At 60.8% G+C, this 19,265-nt stretch carries 19 protein-coding genes; 7 read left to right on the forward strand and 12 right to left on the reverse strand.

The annotated features are described in order from the left end of the window. Positions 1 to 54: 54 nt before the first annotated feature. Complete coding sequence (locus ACSQ2Z_RS19240) at positions 55 to 621, reverse strand: transglutaminase-like cysteine peptidase (protein ID WP_436082676.1); 567 nt, start codon at positions 619 to 621, stop codon at positions 55 to 57. 463 nt (positions 622 to 1,084) lie between these two features. Between ACSQ2Z_RS19240 and ACSQ2Z_RS19245 the strand changes: the two genes are divergently transcribed. The 6 genes from ACSQ2Z_RS19245 to ACSQ2Z_RS19270 all read left to right on the forward strand — a co-directional run bounded on the left by ACSQ2Z_RS19245 (position 1,085) and on the right by ACSQ2Z_RS19270 (position 7,444). Then, the gene (locus ACSQ2Z_RS19245) at positions 1,085 to 2,512 is read left to right on the forward strand and encodes a cytochrome ubiquinol oxidase subunit I (RefSeq protein ID WP_436082677.1); all 1,428 of its coding nucleotides are present in this window, start codon (positions 1,085 to 1,087) and stop codon (positions 2,510 to 2,512) included. Beyond that, positions 2,502 to 3,506: a cytochrome d ubiquinol oxidase subunit II gene (gene cydB / locus ACSQ2Z_RS19250; protein ID WP_436082678.1), complete on the forward strand. Its 1,005-nt coding sequence runs from the start codon at positions 2,502 to 2,504 to the stop codon at positions 3,504 to 3,506. The genes ACSQ2Z_RS19245 and cydB overlap by 11 nt, the downstream gene beginning before the upstream one ends. Positions 3,507 to 3,807: 301 nt before the next feature. Continuing rightward, the gene (locus ACSQ2Z_RS19255) at positions 3,808 to 4,935 is read left to right on the forward strand and encodes a hypothetical protein (protein WP_436082679.1); all 1,128 of its coding nucleotides are present in this window, start codon (positions 3,808 to 3,810) and stop codon (positions 4,933 to 4,935) included. Then, positions 4,932 to 6,086, forward strand: coding sequence for a DegT/DnrJ/EryC1/StrS family aminotransferase (locus ACSQ2Z_RS19260; protein ID WP_436082680.1), 1,155 nt, complete (start codon positions 4,932 to 4,934; stop codon positions 6,084 to 6,086). The genes ACSQ2Z_RS19255 and ACSQ2Z_RS19260 overlap by 4 nt, the downstream gene beginning before the upstream one ends. 72 nt (positions 6,087 to 6,158) lie before the next feature. Then, a complete protein-coding gene (locus ACSQ2Z_RS19265; RefSeq protein ID WP_436082681.1) occupies positions 6,159 to 6,911 on the forward strand; it encodes a cephalosporin hydroxylase family protein in 753 nt (250 codons plus the stop codon). Beyond that, a complete protein-coding gene (locus tag ACSQ2Z_RS19270; protein ID WP_436082682.1) occupies positions 6,896 to 7,444 on the forward strand; it encodes a GNAT family N-acetyltransferase in 549 nt (182 codons plus the stop codon). Before ACSQ2Z_RS19265 ends, ACSQ2Z_RS19270 begins: the two co-directional genes overlap by 16 nt. A gap of 51 nt (positions 7,445 to 7,495) precedes the next feature. On the opposite strand, the gene ACSQ2Z_RS19275 is transcribed toward ACSQ2Z_RS19270, so the two are convergent. The 4 genes from ACSQ2Z_RS19275 to ACSQ2Z_RS19290 form a co-directional block, all read right to left on the reverse strand. Further along, entirely contained in the window at positions 7,496 to 8,212 is a 717-nt protein-coding gene (locus tag ACSQ2Z_RS19275) for a WbqC family protein (RefSeq protein ID WP_436082683.1), read from the reverse strand. Positions 8,213 to 8,338: 126 nt separating this feature from the next. Further along, positions 8,339 to 9,496, reverse strand: coding sequence for a class I SAM-dependent methyltransferase (locus ACSQ2Z_RS19280; RefSeq protein ID WP_436082684.1), 1,158 nt, complete (start codon positions 9,494 to 9,496; stop codon positions 8,339 to 8,341). Further along, complete coding sequence (locus ACSQ2Z_RS19285) at positions 9,493 to 10,353, reverse strand: phytanoyl-CoA dioxygenase family protein (RefSeq protein WP_436082685.1); 861 nt, start codon at positions 10,351 to 10,353, stop codon at positions 9,493 to 9,495. The genes ACSQ2Z_RS19280 and ACSQ2Z_RS19285 overlap by 4 nt, the downstream gene beginning before the upstream one ends. Positions 10,354 to 10,453: 100 nt before the next feature. Then, positions 10,454 to 11,671 carry a glycosyltransferase family 2 protein gene (locus ACSQ2Z_RS19290; RefSeq protein WP_436082686.1) on the reverse strand — a complete coding sequence of 406 codons (1,218 nt, stop codon included), beginning with the start codon at positions 11,669 to 11,671 and terminating at the stop codon, positions 10,454 to 10,456. 177 nt (positions 11,672 to 11,848) lie between these two features. On the opposite strand from ACSQ2Z_RS19290, the gene ACSQ2Z_RS19295 reads away from it, so the two are divergent. After that, positions 11,849 to 12,154 carry a chorismate mutase family protein gene (locus ACSQ2Z_RS19295; protein WP_436082687.1) on the forward strand — a complete coding sequence of 102 codons (306 nt, stop codon included), beginning with the start codon at positions 11,849 to 11,851 and terminating at the stop codon, positions 12,152 to 12,154. A 96-nt stretch (positions 12,155 to 12,250) separates the two neighbouring features. On the opposite strand, the gene ACSQ2Z_RS19300 is transcribed toward ACSQ2Z_RS19295, so the two are convergent. From ACSQ2Z_RS19300 to mscL, 7 genes are all read right to left on the reverse strand, one after another. Beyond that, the gene (locus ACSQ2Z_RS19300; RefSeq protein WP_436082688.1) at positions 12,251 to 13,480 is read right to left on the reverse strand and encodes a methyltransferase domain-containing protein; all 1,230 of its coding nucleotides are present in this window, start codon (positions 13,478 to 13,480) and stop codon (positions 12,251 to 12,253) included. After that, positions 13,477 to 14,040 (reverse strand): dTDP-4-dehydrorhamnose 3,5-epimerase family protein, encoded by a 564-nt coding sequence (locus tag ACSQ2Z_RS19305; RefSeq protein WP_436082689.1) that lies wholly within the window; start codon positions 14,038 to 14,040, stop codon positions 13,477 to 13,479. The genes ACSQ2Z_RS19300 and ACSQ2Z_RS19305 overlap by 4 nt, the downstream gene beginning before the upstream one ends. Beyond that, on the reverse strand, positions 14,037 to 15,116 hold the full coding sequence (gene rfbG, locus ACSQ2Z_RS19310) for a CDP-glucose 4,6-dehydratase (protein ID WP_436082690.1): 1,080 nt from the start codon (positions 15,114 to 15,116) through the stop codon (positions 14,037 to 14,039). The genes ACSQ2Z_RS19305 and rfbG overlap by 4 nt, the downstream gene beginning before the upstream one ends. A 5-nt stretch (positions 15,117 to 15,121) precedes the next feature. Next, the gene (rfbF, locus tag ACSQ2Z_RS19315) at positions 15,122 to 15,892 is read right to left on the reverse strand and encodes a glucose-1-phosphate cytidylyltransferase (protein ID WP_436082691.1); all 771 of its coding nucleotides are present in this window, start codon (positions 15,890 to 15,892) and stop codon (positions 15,122 to 15,124) included. A gap of 324 nt (positions 15,893 to 16,216) precedes the next feature. Then, a complete protein-coding gene (gene galE, locus ACSQ2Z_RS19320; protein ID WP_436082692.1) occupies positions 16,217 to 17,209 on the reverse strand; it encodes a UDP-glucose 4-epimerase GalE in 993 nt (330 codons plus the stop codon). A gap of 95 nt (positions 17,210 to 17,304) precedes the next feature. Next, a complete protein-coding gene (locus ACSQ2Z_RS19325) occupies positions 17,305 to 18,471 on the reverse strand; it encodes a pyridoxal phosphate-dependent aminotransferase (protein ID WP_436082693.1) in 1,167 nt (388 codons plus the stop codon). 179 nt (positions 18,472 to 18,650) lie between these two features. Next, positions 18,651 to 19,076: a large conductance mechanosensitive channel protein MscL gene (gene mscL / locus ACSQ2Z_RS19330; protein WP_436082694.1), complete on the reverse strand. Its 426-nt coding sequence runs from the start codon at positions 19,074 to 19,076 to the stop codon at positions 18,651 to 18,653. Between the last annotated feature and the right edge of the window lie 189 nt (positions 19,077 to 19,265).

The raw sequence follows: 19,265 nt of genomic DNA on the forward strand, positions 1-19,265 counted from the left end.
CAGTCTTGGGCAAAAGTCAGGATCGAAGCTGCTGCTTCTTTCGCGCGGCACCGATCAATCGAAGAAGCGAACCGAACGCAACGCGGCGAAGCTGTAGCCGGTGTCGCGGCGTTTCACGACCGACGCCTGGCGATGGTCGAGAACGAACTCGCCCCTCGACGTCGCAACGATCAGCACGGAATGGCTGCGGCCTTCCGGCGTCGAAACGCTGGCGAGGCGAAGGGCGCCTGCCGGCAGGCCGGCCCGGATCAGCTGGCTGCGCTTCATCATCGCATGATCGTCGCCGGCCCCCGGCAGCGGATTGAAGGAAAGGAATTCGCGGCGCGCCCGGATGTCCGGCATGACGCGGTTGACGCTGCGGTTGACCGAAGCCAGCACCGTGCGCAGCTTGCTCGTATAGGCGACGACGTTGCGGCCCGAGGTGCGGCATTCATTGCCGTATTGCAGGCAGAAAAGCCGATTGGAAAGTGACGCCCGCTCACTGAACTCGACATTGCGAACCAGCATGGAAGCGCTGATGGAGCGGGCGGCGGAGGAAATGCTCATGGCCTGCGATGGTGCCGTGGCCGTGGCGGCGATACCGATCGATAGGGCGATCGCGATAGAGATTCGTTTCAACATGACCCTGTCCCTGGTTTTGTTCCGTCCGCCGTCCCTGTCCGGACAGCGTCGGTTTTATATCCCGGATTCATTCCAGGCGGCGGGGAAGCGCGTCATGCAGCGGAACCGTTTGGCCGGTTTCGTTCTCCGATAGGACGACCATAGCCATGACAGTTTGCAGGCCGCTTAAGCCGATATCTACAATTTTACGCAATTCGCATTTTTAAGAAAATCCGATTCAAAACCCGCGACAAGTTGACGAAAATGCGCCCTGTCGCAATCGTCACCAGGCCGGACGCAACTATGCCGCAGGCGGGAGATTGTCGCAGTGCGACACTATGGTTGCAGCGATGTCATTGACGTTTCGCACCTCTGCCGCAGATTATGTCTCAAGGGTTCAGGCGCCGAGCATATCCGTTACGGCCGGGGACAGGCCATGGCGGGGAGGCCAAGGGACGGCGACCACCCTCGAAAGGATTGTGCCGTGTTCGAGAGCTTTGACGCGACGTTGCTCGCCCGTATCCAGTTTGCCTTCACCGTATCGTTTCACATCATCTTCCCTGCCTTCTCCATCGGCCTTGCGAGCTATCTTGCGGTGCTCGAAGCGTTGTGGCTGTGGAAGAAGGATCAGGTCTACATGGACCTGTTCAATTTCTGGAAGACGATCTTCGCCGTCGCCTTCGGCATGGGCGTGGTCTCGGGCATCGTCATGTCCTATCAGTTCGGCACCAACTGGAGCGTCTTTTCCGACAAGGCAGGGCCGGTCATCGGGCCGCTGATGGGGTACGAAGTGCTGACCGCCTTCTTCCTCGAAGCCGGGTTCTTGGGCGTCATGCTCTTCGGCCTTCACCGGGTCGGCCCGAAACTGCATTTCCTCGCCACGTTCATGGTCGCCTTCGGGACGCTCATCTCGGCCACCTGGATCCTTGCGGTGAACTCGTGGATGCAGACGCCCGCCGGCTTCGGCATGAACGAGGCGGGGCAGTTCATTCCGCTCGACTGGTGGAAGGTCATCTTCAACCCGTCCTTCCCCTATCGCCTCGTCCATATGGTGCTTGCCGCCTACCTGACCACTGCCTTCGTCGTCGGGGCGGTCGGAGCCTGGCACCTCCTGGAAAACACGGCGCCCCGCCGCTCGCGCACGATGTTCTCGATGGCCATGTGGATGGCGACGATCGTCGCGCCGATCCAGATTCTGGCCGGCGACTTCCATGGCCTCAACACGCTGGAACACCAGCCCGCCAAGGTCATGGCGATGGAAGGCCACTATGAGAGCCATCCCGACGGCGCACCGCTGATCCTGTTCGGCCTGCCCAATTCGGCGGAGAAGCGGATCGACTACGCGATCGAAATCCCGAAGCTCTCCAGCCTGATCCTGAAACACGAGCTGAATGCGCCGCTCGCCGGCCTCGACACTATTCCGGACAACCTCCACCCGCCAGTCGCCGTGATCTTCTGGTCCTTCCGCGTCATGGTCGGCCTCGGTTTCGCCATGCTCGGCATCGGCCTTTGGAGCCTCTGGTGTCGGGCGAGGGGCACGCTCGACAACAGCGACTGGCTGCATCGCGCCGCCGTAGCGATGGGCCCCGCCGGCTTCGTCGCCGTGCTCGCCGGCTGGATCACCACCGAGGTCGGCCGCCAGCCCTATACGGTCTACGGCCAGCTCCTGACGGCCCAATCGATCTCGCCGATCGCAGCACCCGCCGTCGCCGCCTCGCTGATCGCCTTCATCATCGTCTATTTCCTCGTCTTCGGCGCCGGCACCTTCTACATTCTCAGGCTGATGAAGCGCCTGCCGCGCGATCCGATGCCTGATCTCGACGAGGGACCGATCCGAACCTCGGGCATCATGCCCGGCCCCGCCGCCGCGCATGCCGGAAGTACCCATGGGAGCACGCATCATGGCCATTGATCTTCCCTTCGTCTGGGCTGCCATCATCGCCTTTGCGGTGCTCGCCTATGTCATCCTCGATGGCTTCGATCTCGGTGTCGGCATCCTCTTTCCGTTCTTTCCGGAAAAGCGCGACCGTGACGTGATGATGAATTCCGTCGCTCCCGTCTGGGACGGCAACGAGACCTGGCTGGTGCTCGGCGGCGGCGGCCTGCTTGCCGTCTTTCCGCTGGCCTATTCGATCATCCTGCCAGCCCTCTACGCACCGATCATTGCCATGCTGCTCGGCCTGATCTTTCGCGGCGTCGCCTTCGAATATCGCTGGCGCACCAAACGCGGCGAGTTCCTGTGGAATTGGGCCTTTGCCGGCGGCTCTGCGCTCGCAGCTTTCTCACAAGGGATCGCGCTCGGTGCGCTGGTTCAGGGCATCCCGGTGGTCAACCGCGCCTATGCCGGCAGCTGGTGGGACTGGCTGACGCCGTTCTCGATCGCCACCGGCCTTGCGGTCCTGATCGGCTATGCCTTGCTCGGCTCGACCTGGCTGATCATGAAGACCACCGGCGAGCTTGCCGAAAAGGCCCGCAGGATTGCGCTGCGCACCTGTTTTTCCACCATTGCGGCCATGGGCATCGTCAGTCTCTGGACGCCGTTCCTCAAACCGCAATATCTGGAGCGCTGGTTCGGCTGGCCGACCGCCATCTTCAGCGTCATCGTGCCGGCTCTGGTGCTGGGATGCTTCGCTCTGCTCGTGACGGGCATCCGCGGTAAGCGTGACGCCCAGCCCTTCCTTGCGGCGCTCGGCCTGTTCGTGCTCGGTTATGCCGGCATCGGCATCAGCTTCTATCCTTTCATGGTGCCCCCATCGGTCACCATCTGGGATGCGGCTGCGCCGGATTCGAGCTTGTCCTTCCTGCTCGTCGGCGCACTCGTGCTGGTGCCGATTATCCTGATCTATACCGTCTATGCCTATTGGGTCTTCCGCGGAAAGGTCGATCCCGAGGAGGGTTACCACTGATGACCGAGAACAGCCTGCCGAAAAAGCTCCTGTGGTTCGCCGCTCTCTGGCTCCTCGGCGTGGCCACCGTCGGCATCGTCGGCTTCGCCATCAAGCTCACGCTCGGCGCCTGATGCAAAGCCTCGCTCAAGTTTCCTGCGCTATCTCTAAGGCACATATCAGCAGGCAATGGCTTCCAGTGGGAGACAGGACCGCACCCTCCTCCGCGCAGATGCTGCTTGCCTGCTGATGTGACCATTTTCCGGATTGGCCGCTCGCTTCGGCCATTTCGGCAAGGACCGCGACAGGCACGAGGCAAGTCATGACCAAACTCTCGATCTGCATTCCCGTGGAAAAGGCCGCGCAGGATGCCCTGCCGCTCGTGACCGCAATTCTGGATAACCGCAACGCGGATCTTGAGATCGTTCTGGCGAAACCATCGGATATCTCCCTCTCCGACGCGCTTCTCGGCGCCGCCTCCAGCGATGGACGCATAAGGATCACCGATACGGGCCAAGGCACGACCCGCCAGTTCCTCTGGCGCCGCGCGGTTTCCGCCGCGACGGGCGATTGGGTGACGCTTGTCAATCCCGATGATATGCTCGAAAGCGACCTGTCGATCATGGTCGCCTTTCTCGAAACCAGCTCGCCCGGCGCCGATGCCCTTGCCTGGAACGCCTTCCAGATCGACCGCCATGCCGAGCCAGGTAAAACAGCCTCGGTCGCGATCCCGGCGAGCTCTCATATCCAGACACTCGACAAGACCGCCATGCTGAAGGCCTTCTTCTACTGGGAGGATAGCCTCAACTGCCCAAAGATGCCGTTCGGCCTCTATCACGCCGCCATTCGCCGCTCGCTGGTCGACACGCTGCTGCAATTGCCCGAGCCGCAGGACTGGTCGACACCGGTGCCGCAATATGAATGGGCTGCAAAGGTGCTCCTGTTTGCAAACGAGCTTGCCTTCTCGCAGCGCCCCATGTCGGTGATCAGCGTAACGCCCTTCGTGGGTCAGCCATCCCTGCACCCCTGGAACTTCCCCTTCCATTCTGGCCTCGGCCTTGCCGGCGCCGTGACCGAAGTGCAGTTCCATGTGCTTCGCGAACTCGGCAGCGCGTGGGCCGGCGGCAACGAGGCCTTCGTGCGCGCACTGATGATCGATTGCATGATGGAAACCGACCGGGACTCGTACAAGGACAAGGGCAATGCCTATTTCGCTGCGCTTGGCCAATTCGAAGGCGGTCGTCTGACGCCACTGTTTCTTCCGGAATTCCACGAAGTCCGGGCAAAGGATACACGGCGCGGCCTGCATGGCCGGGCGCTGCTGGTCGACCGCTTCGTCGGCGGAGCCCAGACACCGGCCGAATTCTACGCGATCGCCAAGAAGATGATGGCTCCGGTCGGACTGATCTGCGGGGGCGTCCTGCGCGACGAAAGCGGCAAAGCGGCATGAACGCGAAGATGCCGAGAATTTGCTACACCAAGCCGTCGATCACCGAGCTTGAGGTTGCCTACGCTGCAGACGCGGCCGCAAACGGCTGGGGCGAACGTTGCTATGACTATATCGTCCGGTTCGAGGACGGTTTCCGCAAGCATCTCGACGTAAGTCACGCGATCGCCACGTCGAGCTGCACCGGTGCCATGCATATGGGGCTCGCAGCCCTCGGCATCGGTCCGGGCGACGAAGTGATCCTCGCCGATACCAACTGGATCGCCACCGCTGCACCCATCGTTCATCTCGGTGCAACGCCGGTTTTCGTCGATATCCAGCCCCACAGTTGGTGCATCGATCCGGCAGATGCAGAACGCCATATCACGGCCAGGACCAAGGCGATCATCGCCACCCATATTTACGGCAATCTCTGCGACATGGACCGCCTGCTCGATATCGGCCGCCGTCACGGCGTCCCGGTTATCGAGGATGCCGCGGAAGCGATCGGCTCGGTCTGGCACGACCGCCGAGCCGGATCGATGGGCCTGTTCGGCACCTTCTCGTTTCACGGCACCAAGACGCTAACAACCGGCGAAGGCGGCATGTTCGTTACCAGCGATGCCGATCTCTTCGAAAAGGTCCTGACGCTCAGCAATCACGGCCGGGCGCGTGGCCAGGTGAAGCAGTTCTGGCCCGACGACGTCGGCTTCAAGTACAAGATGTCCAACATCCAGGCTGCTCTCGGCTGCGGCCAGCTGGAGCGCATTGAAGACCTCATCGCCCGTAAGCGAGAAATCCTGGCAAGCTATGCCGAGAAGCTCTCAGCCTATCAGGGCATCAGCCTGAACCCCGAGGAAGCGGGCACGGTGAACGGCGCCTGGATGCCGACCGCCGTCTTCGACCGCGGCATCGGCATTACCCGCGAAATGCTGCAGCAGGCTTTTAGCGAAGCCGGTATCGATGCCCGCGTCTTCTTCCATCCGCTATCCAGCCTGCCGATGTTCGTAGAAAAACGCGGCAACCGCCACGCCTGGGACATCCCCGAACGCGCCGTCAACCTGCCCAGCTACCACGATATGACCGAGGGCGAGATCACACGCGTGACCGACGTCATCCTCGGTCTAATCGAAAATCGTGCCGCCGGTGAACCACTCCTGGCGAGATCCGCTTGAAACGACGGCGTATCGCTCGCCGCCTTCCGCACGGCGTAGACATCTATTTTGAAAGACAAAGGCGCTAATCACATGACAGCCAAAGACGATCGCCAGGAATTCGAAGCGCACAAGCAAGAAATGTGCCTCGCGCTTGGCAGGGACAACGACGCATTTCGCCAGTCCGTCGAGACCATCGTTGCGCTCGACAAATACGACTATTCCTATCTCTGGTCCTTTCTCGGCGTGCCGATCATCCAGATGCCGGCCGACGTCATGGCGACGCAGGAAGTCATCTGGGCAACGAAACCGGACGTCATCATCGAAACCGGTGTTGCACGCGGCGGCTCGATGATCATGATGGCGGCCATGCTGAAGCTGATCGGCAAGGGCAAAGTGATCGGCGTCGATATCGATATCCGCGCCCATAATCGCGAGGCGATCGAAACACACCCGATGTCGCCGTTGATCGAACTGATCGAAGGTCCGTCAACCGCGGCAGAAACGCTTGCCAAAGTGAAGGCTTCCATTCCCGCAGGCGCCTCCGTCATGGTCGTTCTCGACAGTGATCACAGCCGAGATCACGTGCTCGACGAACTGCGCCATTACGGCCCGCTGGTGACCGAGGGGCAGTTCCTCGTCGTTGCCGACACACTGCTCGGGCGTGTGGAAGCGGCGCAAACACCGACGAAGCGCTCCAAGATCTGGCATCCCGGCGACGAGCCGCTGACAGCATTGAATACGTATCTTGGCGAAACCGATCGCTTCCAGCCCGATGATGTCATCAATGGCAAGCTTGTCTTCTCCAGCTCCCCCGGGGGATATGTCCGGTGCATCCGCAAATGATCGGCTTTCCCGCAGCAGGCGAGGCATCTATCGTCCTTCGCCAGCCGCTGGACACCGATTTCGATGTCCTCGCCGACATTCGCCGCGATCCGGCGATCCAGGACATGCTGATGGCGATCCCGGACGCGACCGACGACAATGCGGTGAGAAGCTGGATCGAGCGACGGCGCAGCGACGGCGCATTCCGGATTGTCGCTGACTCCACGACCCATGAGGCTCTTGGTTTTGTTCAAATCAGCCAGATACACCGCCGCAATCGTCACGGCTATGGTGGGCTTGCCCTGCTGAATAGCGCCCGTGGACACGGGCGCGGCCATGCTACCGTAGCACTACTGACGAGACTTGCCTGCAAAGAGCTGGCGCTGGCAAAGCTTCTTCTGGAAGTCCGGGAAGATAATCTCGTTGCACTCAAGGTCTATCACGCAGCCGGATTTCGGGTCGTCGGTACGCTGGAAAATCATTTTCTGGATCGCGACGGCAACGCGCATCATGTCCTGCTACTGGAGAGGCTCCTGGCAGAAGTGCGCCCGTAGCGGCTGCTTGTTGTGCCCCGAGGTTCTCGGACAATCACCGCGATCCCGGGTCTATCGGGTGAATTCTTTCCAACCGATCGTTCCCGATCCGATCATCTTGGTGCCTTCCACACCGCAATTGGCGACCAGGTCCAAGGCCGTCACGTAAGGCGTAAAGTCGCCGTTCAATTGCGGATAGGGTGTCCGCTCATACTGCATATACTCGACGGAAATGCCCTTTTCTTCGAAGAGGGCGTGGTTCAGATAATTCCGTGCGCCGTGCCCGGTAATATAGACAGTCCCCTCAAGGTGCTCGACTATATCGCAGACACGCTCGCTGCTTGCACCGGGTATCGGCAACGTATGCGACGAGAGAAAATGCGCCCTGTCCAGGCCGAAATAAGCGGCAAGCTCCAGCATGGACCGGCGTGAGATATCCGCGACCGTCGCAGCCTCCTGCGAAAAGACGCGATCCACAATCGCCAGCATCTCCTCGCGAAACGGTGCTTTGAGGTAGGCCTGACGCAGGATCTCCCGATGTTTGCTCCGCCAGTCCGTCCTCTCGTCAAGCATCACCTCGTCGATCCGCTGCCCGAGGTGATAGTCGCGCAACGGCAAGGTCATCCAGCTGACGCCGTTCACGCCCTTCACCTGGACTCGATTGCTGAAGCTGCCCTTGGAGTATTGCACGTCGTCGTAATGCACAAAGACGTCCGCGAGCCGGATCTGTTCCAGGAGACCCACCCAGGGAAAATACATCGACTGTGAAATAACGATATTCCGGCTCATGACCCGTTCAAGCATTGGCCGATATTCTGCCCGCAGAGGCGCCACCATAGCGGCCGTCACCAGACAATTTCGACAGGGAGAAACTATCGCCAAAGCCTTTCGCGAGGCTGGCTGTTGTTTCACCGGTCAGCCGTCGATCCAGACGAGATCCAGTCCCGGCCGGTTCAGCACTGCCTGTCCGGCGATGGCGGTACGCGCCTTCAGCGGATTGAGGCCGACGAAGACCACATCGACGTTGTCGTCGAGGTTTGCTGGCGCCAGTACTGGGCGATTTAAATGCGTCGACCCCTGCAGCTTCGGGTTCTGGTCGAGGAAGACACGGAAATCGACATCCGCCTCGATCCGGCTGCAGATCCAGCTGCCGTAGAAGCCCGAGCCGTAGACTGCCGCGCGTTTGCCGGAAAACTGCTTGGCCGCACCGTCGAGCCTTTTGGTCGCCTGCTTCCAGAAGGTGCAGATTTCCTTGGCTTTTGCGGCAGCTACCGATATTTCCTGCCCGTTTCTGTCGATCGCCACAGGCTCTTCGGAACGGATGGCAATGGCAAAGAAGGCGCCGGGAAAAGCGTCGCCATCGATCGTTTCCAGCGCAAAGCCGGAAAGCTGGAACGCCCGTTTCAGCGACGCTCTGCTGAAATGATTGAGATGATCGGCTACCGTCATGTCACCCGGATTGGCGGCCACGTCCGGCATCGAGAGAAGCGCTCGTCCGCCCGGCGTCAGAAGTGCCCGCAGCGTCTTGAGGAAACTGACGGGGTCGACGACGTGCTCGATGACGAAATGGCTGATAATGGCGTCGAACCGGCCGGCCCAAGCCTCCGGCACGGTATAGGTCGCCTGATCTTCGCGCGTGACCCAGCCATCCCACGCCGGCATGTAGTCCCGGCTGACATCGAAGACATGAGGATGCAGGTCCGGCCGTGCCGTGCACATCTTGCGCAAGGTCGTGGCCTTGCCCGCGCCATAGTCGAGAATGGTGGCCCCCTGCGGCAGGTCCAGCAAGCGCAGGCCGATCGCGGCCTGATGGTCGGCGCGATAGATTGGCGTTCCATCCGCAGCCATCGCGAAGATCTGGTCGTGGTCATCCGATTCCAGCGAAATCCGGTAGCTCGTGTCGTAGAAGGACTCGAGATCCGGCAGGTCGGCGCCTTGCGCATGGCCGCAGTCGTCACAGACATAGGCGAGCGTCGGAATGTCGATGAAGGCCATCATCGACGTCAATGCAGGCGCTGACGCCTCATAGGAAGCCTTGGCGATATGCGATCCACAAATGCGGCAGGCCGTCATGCCGCGGTCTCGCCATCCATCACCAGTTCCGGCAGGATCTTGGAAAAATCGACGCCGGCTGCGAACGAGCCGCACCAGCCGATGCGGATGCCTAAGGGATCGGCATAATTGAAATAGCGGAACTGCAGGCTCCAGCGCGGCATGGCGGAGACATTGTGGCCACTTTGATGCATGGTGAGGAAGTCCATCAGGATCAGATCGCCCGGCTGGGTCAGCGGTGCCACAGTCCCGTATTTCGCCAGACGCTCCTCGACGCCGTCCAGGAACAGCGCATAGGCGCCGCTCTTGCCGTGTCCGGCGTCACTACGGTGGACGGGAATAAGGCCCTCCGCATGCGAGCCCTCGGCAATCTGCACCGGCCCCATTTCCTGCGTCACGGGCAGGAGCGGCGTCCAGAAGACGATGCCGTCAAGGCTTCTGAGCTGGCCTGGAAACTCCTGATGCCATTGCGCGCGGAACTTCTCCTCGCCCGGATTGTCGATGCGGATGCCGTAGCCGCCGGCCGCGATGCCTGGAACGGAGCCCGGACGCAGGTTTTCAAAGACAGTCAGGTTCTTTGCCTTGGTAACCAACATCATGAAGGCGGGAATCTGCTTGATGGCGTCATAGACCTCGCCGCCCCAGGCGCGGTTCTTGGCGATCAGCGCCGGATAGGCCTTGGTCATTGCATTCCAGGACGTATCCGTCGGGGCATCGACATTATATTTCCGGCACATCAGTTCCAGGATGACGCGGATGCCTTCCTGGATCGGCGCGACGTCGCGCTGCGCATCGTAGAACTGCGGCAGCATCGTATAGCCCTTGGTGATGAAATCTTCCTTCGCCGAAGCGGGAATGAGTACTTCATTCTGAATCATGCTTTGGATCCTTTTCGCTGTCGGTACCAGGTCTGCCGTGGAGCGGGACAATGCCGCTTAAAGCTTTCCGCAATTCTTTCCCGACCGGTCATGTCGGGCCTCATGCGGACTTGAAGTGCTCGTTGAAGTTCAGGTCCAGCGCTTCCTGGTGCGCCAGCATCTGATTGACCAGATGGTAGAGTTCTGCCGGCGTCTGTACGCCGCCGATCTCTTCGTCGATATACAGATTGTTGTCGGAAACGCCGGTGAAGAACAGCGTTCCCGTTGGCTCGATATAGTCCACTGGTTTGAAATGTTTCAGATACTTCCCGCCCTTCCATTTCCCGAAAGCGGCACGGTAGCCTTCGACAGTCCTGTCGTAGTCCTGCCGGCTTCCCATGATGCCACAGCTCATGCCGCAGGCTTCGGCAAAATTGGCCTCCCAGCCCGCCATCGGGCTGTAGCCGTATTGTGACAGGAACCAGTGCTGCGTCTGCGCGATGCAGGCGGCCAGTCCCAAGGCCGAAGGAAAGGGGAAATCCTTCATGTGCGGGTCTTCATCAATGTTGCGCCCCGTCTCGATCATGAAGGCCGCGTGCAGTTCCTTGACCTTGTCGATTATTTTGATTTTCGCCGAATTGCTTTCCGCGCAGGAGCCGAGAACCGAGAAGGGGCGCTCCGAATAAAACATATGCTCGGCTGTCACGAGAATCTTGCAGACGTTCTCGAAATCGACGACCGGGTATTCGCAGTATTTTCCACCGAACTTCGCCTTGATCTTGTCCATCACGCGCTTGGAGACCGCGCCGTGATAGAAGCCGAAGGCCATATTGGGGGTCGCCGTGTTTCCTTTCCAGGAGAAGAACTCCTGGTACAGCCACGCCCGAGGCAACCTATGCACGCTGGTGCCGAGCGGTGCCGAGACGTTGCAGTGATGCGGACGATTGCCGGGCCAGTTGTAGGTGAGGCGGCTCCAGACGAATACGTCGATGACGTTGTGCTCCACCTGCGAGCGGCTGATCAGGTCCACCACATTGGCATCGACATAGTCGTCATCGCCGATCATGCAGATGAATTCGCCGGTGGCCGCCTCCACGCAGCGATCCCAGTTCTCGACCATGGGAAACACGTGATCGCCCGACGGGAGGTATTTGACGCGCGGATCGCCGATCACATCTTGCATGAAATCGTTCATGATGGAGGCATCGTCGGAATTGTCGGCAAACACATATTCGACATCTGGCCGCAGGTTCATCAGCTGGCTTCTGATGGTTTCCTGGAAATAGCGCTGGCGGTTCCGCGAGGGCACACAAATCGTCAGTTTCGGCTGGGCGAACATGAAATTTCTCCGTTTGTCGCACCCTAGCGGTGAGGGCTTTCGTGAACCTTGCTCGCGACGCATTGAACCGGCCTGGGGTTTTCGGCTTTTCAGGAGCAGGATCGCTTGATAAGCAGCGTTGGATTGGGCCTTGTCTTGCAGCAAGCCGCCCGTGAGACATGACACCCGGAGAACCGCATGCAGAAAAATCCGGCAGACTGCACCTCGATGGCGGATATCCGCGCCGAGATTGACCGGCTGGACAGGGCGCTGATGACGTTGTTCGCGGAACGCTGGGCCTATATCGACCGGGCGGCCGAGATCAAGAAGCCTGCAGGTCTGAAAGCAGACATCCCGGCGCGCGTGCATGAGGTTCGGCGCAACGCGCGAAAAAACGCCGAGAAGGCCGGGCTGGATCCCGACTTCTACGAGGAAATCTGGACGCGGCTCATCCAGCATTCGATCGAGCGCGAGCAGGTTGTGCTCGGCGAAATCGAAACGTGAAGCTTCGCGATCAGCCGATCTTGGTGACGGGCGTATCCGCCTGCTTCACCGGCATATCGACGGCAAGCTGAGGCAGATCGGCGAGAGCGCCATCGGCTACGGATGCACCGTCAGCTTCGGCACCGCCGTCACGAACTTGCCACCCCAATCGCTGATATACGAAAGCTGCTGTTTGATTTCGGCCTGTAGGTTCCATGGCAGGATAACCACCCTTTCTGGTTTTTCGGCTTTCAGGACGTCCTCCGTGACAACCGCGATGCGGCTGCCCGGGAGCAGGGTTCCCTGCTTGGCCGGATTCTTGTCGACGACGAATGCCAGGAGATCGGGCTTGATGCCGGCGAAATTGATGAGCGTGTTGCCCTTCGCCGCGGCGCCATAGGCCGCAACCTTCAATCCCGCCCGCCTGCTCTCGATGAGGAATTCAAGGAAGCCGTCGCGCACGGTCTGCGCCGCCTCCTGGAAATTCGCATAGAAGGCATCCTCGAGCATGCCAGCCACGCGCTCGGCATCCAGCGTTTTGGCGACGGCTGCCGTTTTCGCATGCGTCCCCGTATCGCTGCGCTGCGCAAATACGCGCAGGCTGCCGCCATGCCACGGTGTCGTCTCGATATCGAAGACGGAGAGACCGTTTGCCTCAAAGACGCGCATCACGGCGGTCAGTGACAGATAGGAATAATGCTCGTGATAGGCCGTGTCGAACTGCGCCTCGCGCACCATGTTGAGGAGGTGCGGAAACTCGAAGGTGGCAACGCCGTTGGCCTTCAGGAGATGCGTGAAGCCGGAAACGAAATCGTTGATGTCGGGCACATGGGCGAGCACGTTGTTGGCCGCCATCAGATCGGCCGAACGCCCCTCCGCCACCAGTGTCTTGGCGAGTTCGACGCCAAAGAATTCCTCGACGATGTCGATACCCTTTTGCCGGGCAGCCGATGCCGTACTTGCGGTCGGCTCGACGCCGAGGCAGCCGATGCCACGCTCTTTGGCGTATTGCAGCAGATAGCCGTCATTGGCGGCGACCTCGACGATGTGCGACGCTTCGGTCAGGCCGAAACGGGCCTGCATCTCGGTGACATACCGCCTGGCATGAGCAAGCCAGGAGGTCGAGAAGGAGCTGAAATAGGCATAGCTCGACGAGAAGAACGTCTCGCGGTCGGCGAAATCTTCCGTTTGCACCAGCCGGCATTCCTGGCAGCAGCAGATCACCAGCGGATACCAGAGTTCCGGCATATGACGGTTGGCGGGATCGACATAGGAGTTCGACGGCGGAGCAGTGCCGAGATCGAGAAACGGCACCATGTGCGTCGATCCGCAGTGACGGCATCTCATGCGGCAACTCCGCGATAGTCCGGTGACAACAGGGGATGCGCTGCATCGCGCGGCGAGAGATTGATTACGGGCAGCGGCCAGTTGAGAGCGAGTGCCGGATCTTCAGGGTTGAGCCCGCCTTCCGCCTCGGCGGCATAGGGCTCAGAATGGGCGTAGATCATGCGGACATCATCGCTCAGCGCCTGGAAGCCATGGGCGAACCCCTTGGGGATCAGCAGCGAACAGGCGTTGTCTTCGGAAAGCTCAACGGCGAAATGCCGGAGAAAGGTCGGTGAATCCTCGCGGATATCGACGGCGACATCGAGAATGCGGCCGCGCGTGCAGCTCACCAGCTTGATCTCGGCGTGCGGCGAGCGCTGGAAATGCATACCGCGCACCGTGCCCTTGAACGTCGTGCCGGTCTCGTTGAGCTGCACAAGGCGCCCCTGCCAGCCGAAGGCGGCAAGATCGTCCTCGCAGAACAGGCGCGAGAGGAACCCGCGCTCGTCCGCCATTTTCCTGCGGGTCAGAACCAGCAACCCGTCAAGAGGCGTTACACTCGCCTCGAACCGCCCGCTCATCCGGCCGCCCTCAAAGGCTCGTCTTGAACGGCCAAGCCGGCGAAATCCCGGATATCGGCAAGGCAGAGATCGAGCGCCGCCCGGCCATCGCCCTGCGCCCGGTACCATTCCATCGTCCGCCTGACCGTTTCCGCCAGCCGCCAGCGCGGCTGATAGCCGAGTTCGGCCCGCGCCTTGGCACTGTCGAGGACGAGATACCCCGCCTCGTGCGGACCGTCCGTTCCGTCGCCAAGCATCATCGCGCCGCCGCCGAAATGCTGCTCCGCCATCTTCAGAACCGCGCCGACCGATGCGGCTTCGCCATGATCCGGCCCGAAATTGTAGCTCTCGACCCCCTCCGGCGCCTGCCACAGCCGTTCTGCAAGGCCGAGATAGCCGCCAAGCGGTTCGAGCACATGCTGCCAGGGCCGCACCGCCCGCGGACGGCGCACCTGCAATGTCTCGCCGCTCTGCCACGCCCTGACTGCATCGGGAACAAGCCGGTCTTCCGCCCAGTCACCGCCACCGATAACGTTGCCGGCGCGCGCCGTGGCAAGGCCGATCCTGCGGGCTGAAAAGAAGGAGGCGCGATAGCTCGCCGCGATGATCTCCGCCGCCGCCTTGCTGGCACTGTAGGGATCGTGGCCGCCGAGCGGATCGCTCTCCATGAAGGCAAGCCCCGTCTCGGCATTGTGGTAGACCTTGTCGGTCGTCACGACCACGATCGAGCGCACGTCCTCCGACAGCCGCAGGGCGTCCAGCAGATTGGCCGTACCGAGCACGTTGACGTCATAGGTTTCGGCCGGATTGCGATAACCGGCCCTGACCAGCGCCTGGGCGGCCAGATGAAAGACGATCTGCGGCTTGGTCTTCAGCACGTAATGGTTGACGGCGTCGCGGTCACGGATATCGATGATGCCCGGCCCCTCCATCGCCCCACCGAGCAGCAGGTGCAACGAAGGCTCGGCCTGCGGCGCCAGCGACAGGCCGGCGACGTCGGCCCCCAGTTCGCGCAGCCACAGCGCCAGCCAACTGCCCTTGAAGCCGGTATGGCCGGTAACCAATACGCGTTTTCCGCGCCAGAATTCTTTCGTCATCGGCATCACCACGTCTTCCACGGCGGGGCGCCGCTCTGCCATAGGCTTTCAAGATGATTCTTGTCGCGCAGCGTATCCATCGGCTGCCAGAAGCCTTCATGGAAATAGGCCTGCAACTCGCCGTCCTTGGCCAGTCCCATCAGGGGTTCCCCCTCCCAGCTTGAATGATCCGCTTCGATCCGGTCGATGCAGCGGGGCGAAAGAACGAAGAAACCGCCATTGATGAAGCCGCCCTCGCCTTCCGGTTTTTCGACGAAACCCTGGACCTCGTTACCGTCCAGCTGCAGCGCGCCGTAGCGCGCCGGTGGCCGCACGGCCGTTACCGTCGCCTGCTTGCCGTGGCTCTTGTGGAAGGCGATCGTCTTGCCGATATCGACGTTGCTGACGCCGTCGCCATAGGTGAAGCAGAAGGCTTCCTCGTCCCTGAGATAGGAGGCAACACGCTTGAGGCGGCCGCCGGTCATCGAGTTCTCACCCGTATCGACCAGCGTCACACGCCAGTTCTCGGCGCTCTGGCGATGGAATTCGATGCTGTTCTGCGACAGGTCGAAGGTGATGTCCGACATGTGCAGGCCGTAATTGGCGAAATATTCCTTGATCATGTAGCCTTTGAAGCCACAGCAGATGATGAAGTCCCTCACGCCATGGGCATAGTAGAGCTTCATGATGTGCCAAAGGATCGGCCGGCCGCCGATCTCAATCATCGGCTTCGGCCGCAGGTGCGTTTCCTCGGCAATGCGAGATCCCAGACCACCGGCAAGAATGACCACTTTCATCGGGTCCTCCAGCTACGCGCACAAGCGGTCGCCAGCGGCACCGGCAATGACGTGGCGCAGGGAAAACGGGCCGAGGGAAACCTGCTTTGAGGCGGCCGCACAGCTCCCAGCCCACGCGCCGCCTTCGACCGCACAGCCAATGGACTTGCCGTCATATGGCTTCTAAGGCGGGAAAACTCCATGATGCTCCAGGTCCAGTCAGTCAATCCTGACAAGCACCCTAGAGGCTGAAACTGTCGTCAAACTGGAGAGGCTGCCGGCAAAAACGGCCGTCCTGTCTTCCTGGCCGACTATCAGGCCAGGAAGATATCAGTATATTGGATTTCAATGAGCATTCTTCCGCACCAGATGCTGTTCCCAATCAAGCGCACTGCGGATGATGCCGTTCAGATCATCATATTCCGGCACCCATCCGAGTTCTTGTCTGGCAAGCGCCGGATTTGCGACGATCATCGCTGGATCGCCCGCCCGGCGTTCCGCAAAAATGACCGGAAAATCGGCCCCATGCACCTTGCGCACCGCATCGAGCACCTCAAGCACCGAGAAGCCGTGGCCGTAGCCGCAATTGGCAGCGAGCGAGCCGCCACCGGCGCGCATGCGCTGCAGCGCCTTCAGATGCGCCTGCACCAGATCCCAGACATGGATGTAGTCGCGCACGCAGGTTCCGTCCGGCGTCGGATAGTCTGTGCCGAAGACGCTCATGGATTGGCGCTTGCCAAGTGCCGTGGCGCAGGCGACCTTGATCAGATGCGTCGCCACCGCCGAGGACTGGCCGCTGCGTCCCTTCGGATCGGCCCCGGCAACATTGAAATAACGCAGCGCCGTATAGGTGAAATGGTGTGCATTGGCCGTATCGCGCAGCATGATCTCGGTCATCAGCTTGGACGAGCCATAGGGGGATTCCGGTTTCAGAGGAACGCTTTCGGTCACCGGCTCCAGAACCTCCGGCGTTCCGTAGACCGCCGCCGTCGAGGAGAACACGAAATAGGGAATTCCGGCCTCGACGGCGCTGGCAATCAGGCTGCGCGACTTGCCCGTGTTGTTCTCGTAATAGCCGAGCGGATCGGCGACCGATTCCGGCACGACGATCGAACCGGCGAAATGGATGATGGAATCGATCTCGTTTTCCGAGAATATCCGCCGCATCAGACCGGTATCTGCGATGTCACCTTCATAGAAGCGCGCTTCGGGCGCAATTGCCCAGCGAAACCCGGTTGAGAGACGATCGATGACGACGACCTGTTCACCGGCATCGAGCAGCGCCCAGACCATGTGGCTGCCAATATAACCGCCGCCGCCTGTTACCAAAACCGCCATCCGTGTACTCCCGCATTGTTGAAGTCAGCGGGATATGACCCGTTGGCGGCACGATACACAAGGATTTTGTGCAGCGCCGAACAGTCAAATGTCGCTCAAAGGGAGGCGATATAGCCGGCCAGCCGCTCAGCGGCCGTTGCGATCTGGCCCGGATCACGCAGGAAACAGGCGCGCATGAACAGCGACCCGCCCTCGCCGAAGGCCGTGCCCGGTGCGAGCCCGACGCCGGACTTGTCGACGATGTCGAGGGCGGCGCGGCGCGCATCCGTGACACCGTCAATCTTCAGGAAGGCATAGATCGCGCCGTCCGGCTTCAGGGTCTGGACGCGGTTCGTCGCAATCAGTGCGTCGCACAACAAGTCGCGCGAGCGGGCCGCCTTTGCGACGTTTTCGGCGATGAAGCCATCGCCATGATCGAGCGCCGCGATTGCACCCGCCTGGATGAACTGCGCCACGCCGGAGGTCGAATACTGGATCAGGTTTTCGAGCACCTGGCCGATTTCCGGCGGCGCTACGATCCAGCCGGCGCGCCAGCCGGTCATCGACCAGTTCTTGGAGAAGGAATTGACGAAGAGGATGCGGTCGTCCTGTTGCATGATGTCGAGGAAGGACGGCGCCCGGCCATCATGGAAATAATAGAGCGCATAGATTTCGTCGGCGATGATCCAGAGACCATGCCGGCGTGCCAGATCAAGGATCGCCTTCAGATCGTCATGCGATGCGGTCCAGCCGGTCGGGTTGGAGGGCGTGTTAACGAACAGCGCCCGCGTCTTCGGCGTGATCGCACCTTCGAGCCTGCCTATGTCGAGCTGCCATTTTCCTTCTTCGAAGCTGAGCGGCACCGCAATCGCCCGCGCGCCGGAAAGCTCCGCACTGGCCGCGAAATTCGGCCAGGCCGGCGAGAGGAAGGCCACGTCGTCGCCAGGTGAGGTCACAGCCTCGATCGCAAGCTTGATCGCCTGCATGCCCGAGCCCGTGACGTAGAAGTTGTCAGGGGAAAGCGTCTTTCCGAAATGACGCTGATAATAGCGGCCCAGCGCCTCGCGCAGCGGCGGGATGCCGCGCTGCCAGGTGTAGAAAGTCTCGCCGGCCTTCAGCGAATCCTGCGCCGCCTGCGAGATGAAATCCGGCGTCGGCAGGTCGCCCTCGCCGACCCAGAGCGGAATGAGGCCGTCGCGCCCGCGCGCATAATTCACCAGTTCGACGATGCCGCTTTCGGGTGCTGCGAGCGATCGGGGGCTGAGGCTGGCTAGAATGGTCATCGGCGGGCTCCCGATGCATAACCCGAAATCGCATCGATTTTCGGGTTATGCATAATATCAAAGGGGAGAGCGTCCTTTGCGCGCGCGGCGCTCTCGTTGCCCGCCGCTTCTAGCGGTTTTTCAGATCGCGATCACGCGATATTCGCTGACGAATTTATCGATTTTGGTGATGTATCGCCTTACGCTCTCTGCTTCAGCAGGTCGCGGATTTCGGTCAGCAGTTGCACATCGACCGGCGGCGGTGCTGCGGGCTCCTCGTTCTTCTGCCTTTCCAGCGAGGCGCGCATCTTGTTGACCGCCTTGACCAGCAGGAAAATGATCCAGGCGAGGATCAGGAAGTTCAACACCACGGTGAGGAAATTGCCATAGGCGAAGACCGCGCCCTGCTCACGCGCCGCAGCGAGCGATGTCGCGGTCACGGTGTTGGAGAGTGGAAAGAAGAAGTTGGAGAAATCAAGCCCGCCGGTGATTGCACCGATGACCGGCATGATGATGTCTTTGACCAGCGAATTGACGATCAGCGTGAAAGCACCGCCGATAATGATACCGACGGCAAGGTCCATGACATTGCCTCTTGCAATAAACGCCTTGAACTCGTTCAGCATTAGAGTCGCTCCTCATCTTCTACGGAAGCCGGCTGGCCGCCTGTCCTCGCCCCGCCGGATAGCGGGGAGATGCTACTTGAAATCACACTCAAGTAAATCGTGCATCGGAAAATGGACGTGAAACTCACCGATTTCGTGCCGTTCCAAAAACAGATGTCCGTTCTTTGACTTAAGGCTAAGGCACGCCTG

It is taken from the genome of Pararhizobium sp. LjRoot235, assembly GCF_964254145.1.
Lineage (GTDB): Bacteria > Pseudomonadota > Alphaproteobacteria > Rhizobiales > Rhizobiaceae > Pararhizobium.

Excerpts from the sequence above, each read along its gene's own strand:
- ACSQ2Z_RS19240 (WP_436082676.1), bottom strand. The coding sequence starts at position 621 with ATGTTGAAACGAATCTCTATCGCGATCGCCCTATCGATCGGTATCGCC.
- cydB (WP_436082678.1), top strand. The coding sequence starts at position 2,502 with ATGGCCATTGATCTTCCCTTCGTCTGGGCTGCCATCATCGCCTTTGCG.
- ACSQ2Z_RS19255 (WP_436082679.1), top strand. The coding sequence starts at position 3,808 with ATGACCAAACTCTCGATCTGCATTCCCGTGGAAAAGGCCGCGCAGGAT.
- ACSQ2Z_RS19260 (WP_436082680.1), top strand. The coding sequence starts at position 4,932 with ATGAACGCGAAGATGCCGAGAATTTGCTACACCAAGCCGTCGATCACC.
- ACSQ2Z_RS19265 (WP_436082681.1), top strand. The coding sequence starts at position 6,159 with ATGACAGCCAAAGACGATCGCCAGGAATTCGAAGCGCACAAGCAAGAA.
- ACSQ2Z_RS19275 (WP_436082683.1), bottom strand. The coding sequence starts at position 8,212 with ATGAGCCGGAATATCGTTATTTCACAGTCGATGTATTTTCCCTGGGTG.
- ACSQ2Z_RS19280 (WP_436082684.1), bottom strand. The coding sequence starts at position 9,496 with ATGACGGCCTGCCGCATTTGTGGATCGCATATCGCCAAGGCTTCCTAT.
- ACSQ2Z_RS19285 (WP_436082685.1), bottom strand. The coding sequence starts at position 10,353 with ATGATTCAGAATGAAGTACTCATTCCCGCTTCGGCGAAGGAAGATTTC.
- ACSQ2Z_RS19290 (WP_436082686.1), bottom strand. The coding sequence starts at position 11,671 with ATGTTCGCCCAGCCGAAACTGACGATTTGTGTGCCCTCGCGGAACCGC.
- ACSQ2Z_RS19295 (WP_436082687.1), top strand. The coding sequence starts at position 11,849 with ATGCAGAAAAATCCGGCAGACTGCACCTCGATGGCGGATATCCGCGCC.
- ACSQ2Z_RS19300 (WP_436082688.1), bottom strand. The coding sequence starts at position 13,480 with ATGAGATGCCGTCACTGCGGATCGACGCACATGGTGCCGTTTCTCGAT.
- ACSQ2Z_RS19305 (WP_436082689.1), bottom strand. The coding sequence starts at position 14,040 with ATGAGCGGGCGGTTCGAGGCGAGTGTAACGCCTCTTGACGGGTTGCTG.
- rfbG (WP_436082690.1), bottom strand. The coding sequence starts at position 15,116 with ATGACGAAAGAATTCTGGCGCGGAAAACGCGTATTGGTTACCGGCCAT.
- rfbF (WP_436082691.1), bottom strand. The coding sequence starts at position 15,892 with ATGAAAGTGGTCATTCTTGCCGGTGGTCTGGGATCTCGCATTGCCGAG.
- galE (WP_436082692.1), bottom strand. The coding sequence starts at position 17,209 with ATGGCGGTTTTGGTAACAGGCGGCGGCGGTTATATTGGCAGCCACATG.
- ACSQ2Z_RS19325 (WP_436082693.1), bottom strand. The coding sequence starts at position 18,471 with ATGACCATTCTAGCCAGCCTCAGCCCCCGATCGCTCGCAGCACCCGAA.
- mscL (WP_436082694.1), bottom strand. The coding sequence starts at position 19,076 with ATGCTGAACGAGTTCAAGGCGTTTATTGCAAGAGGCAATGTCATGGAC.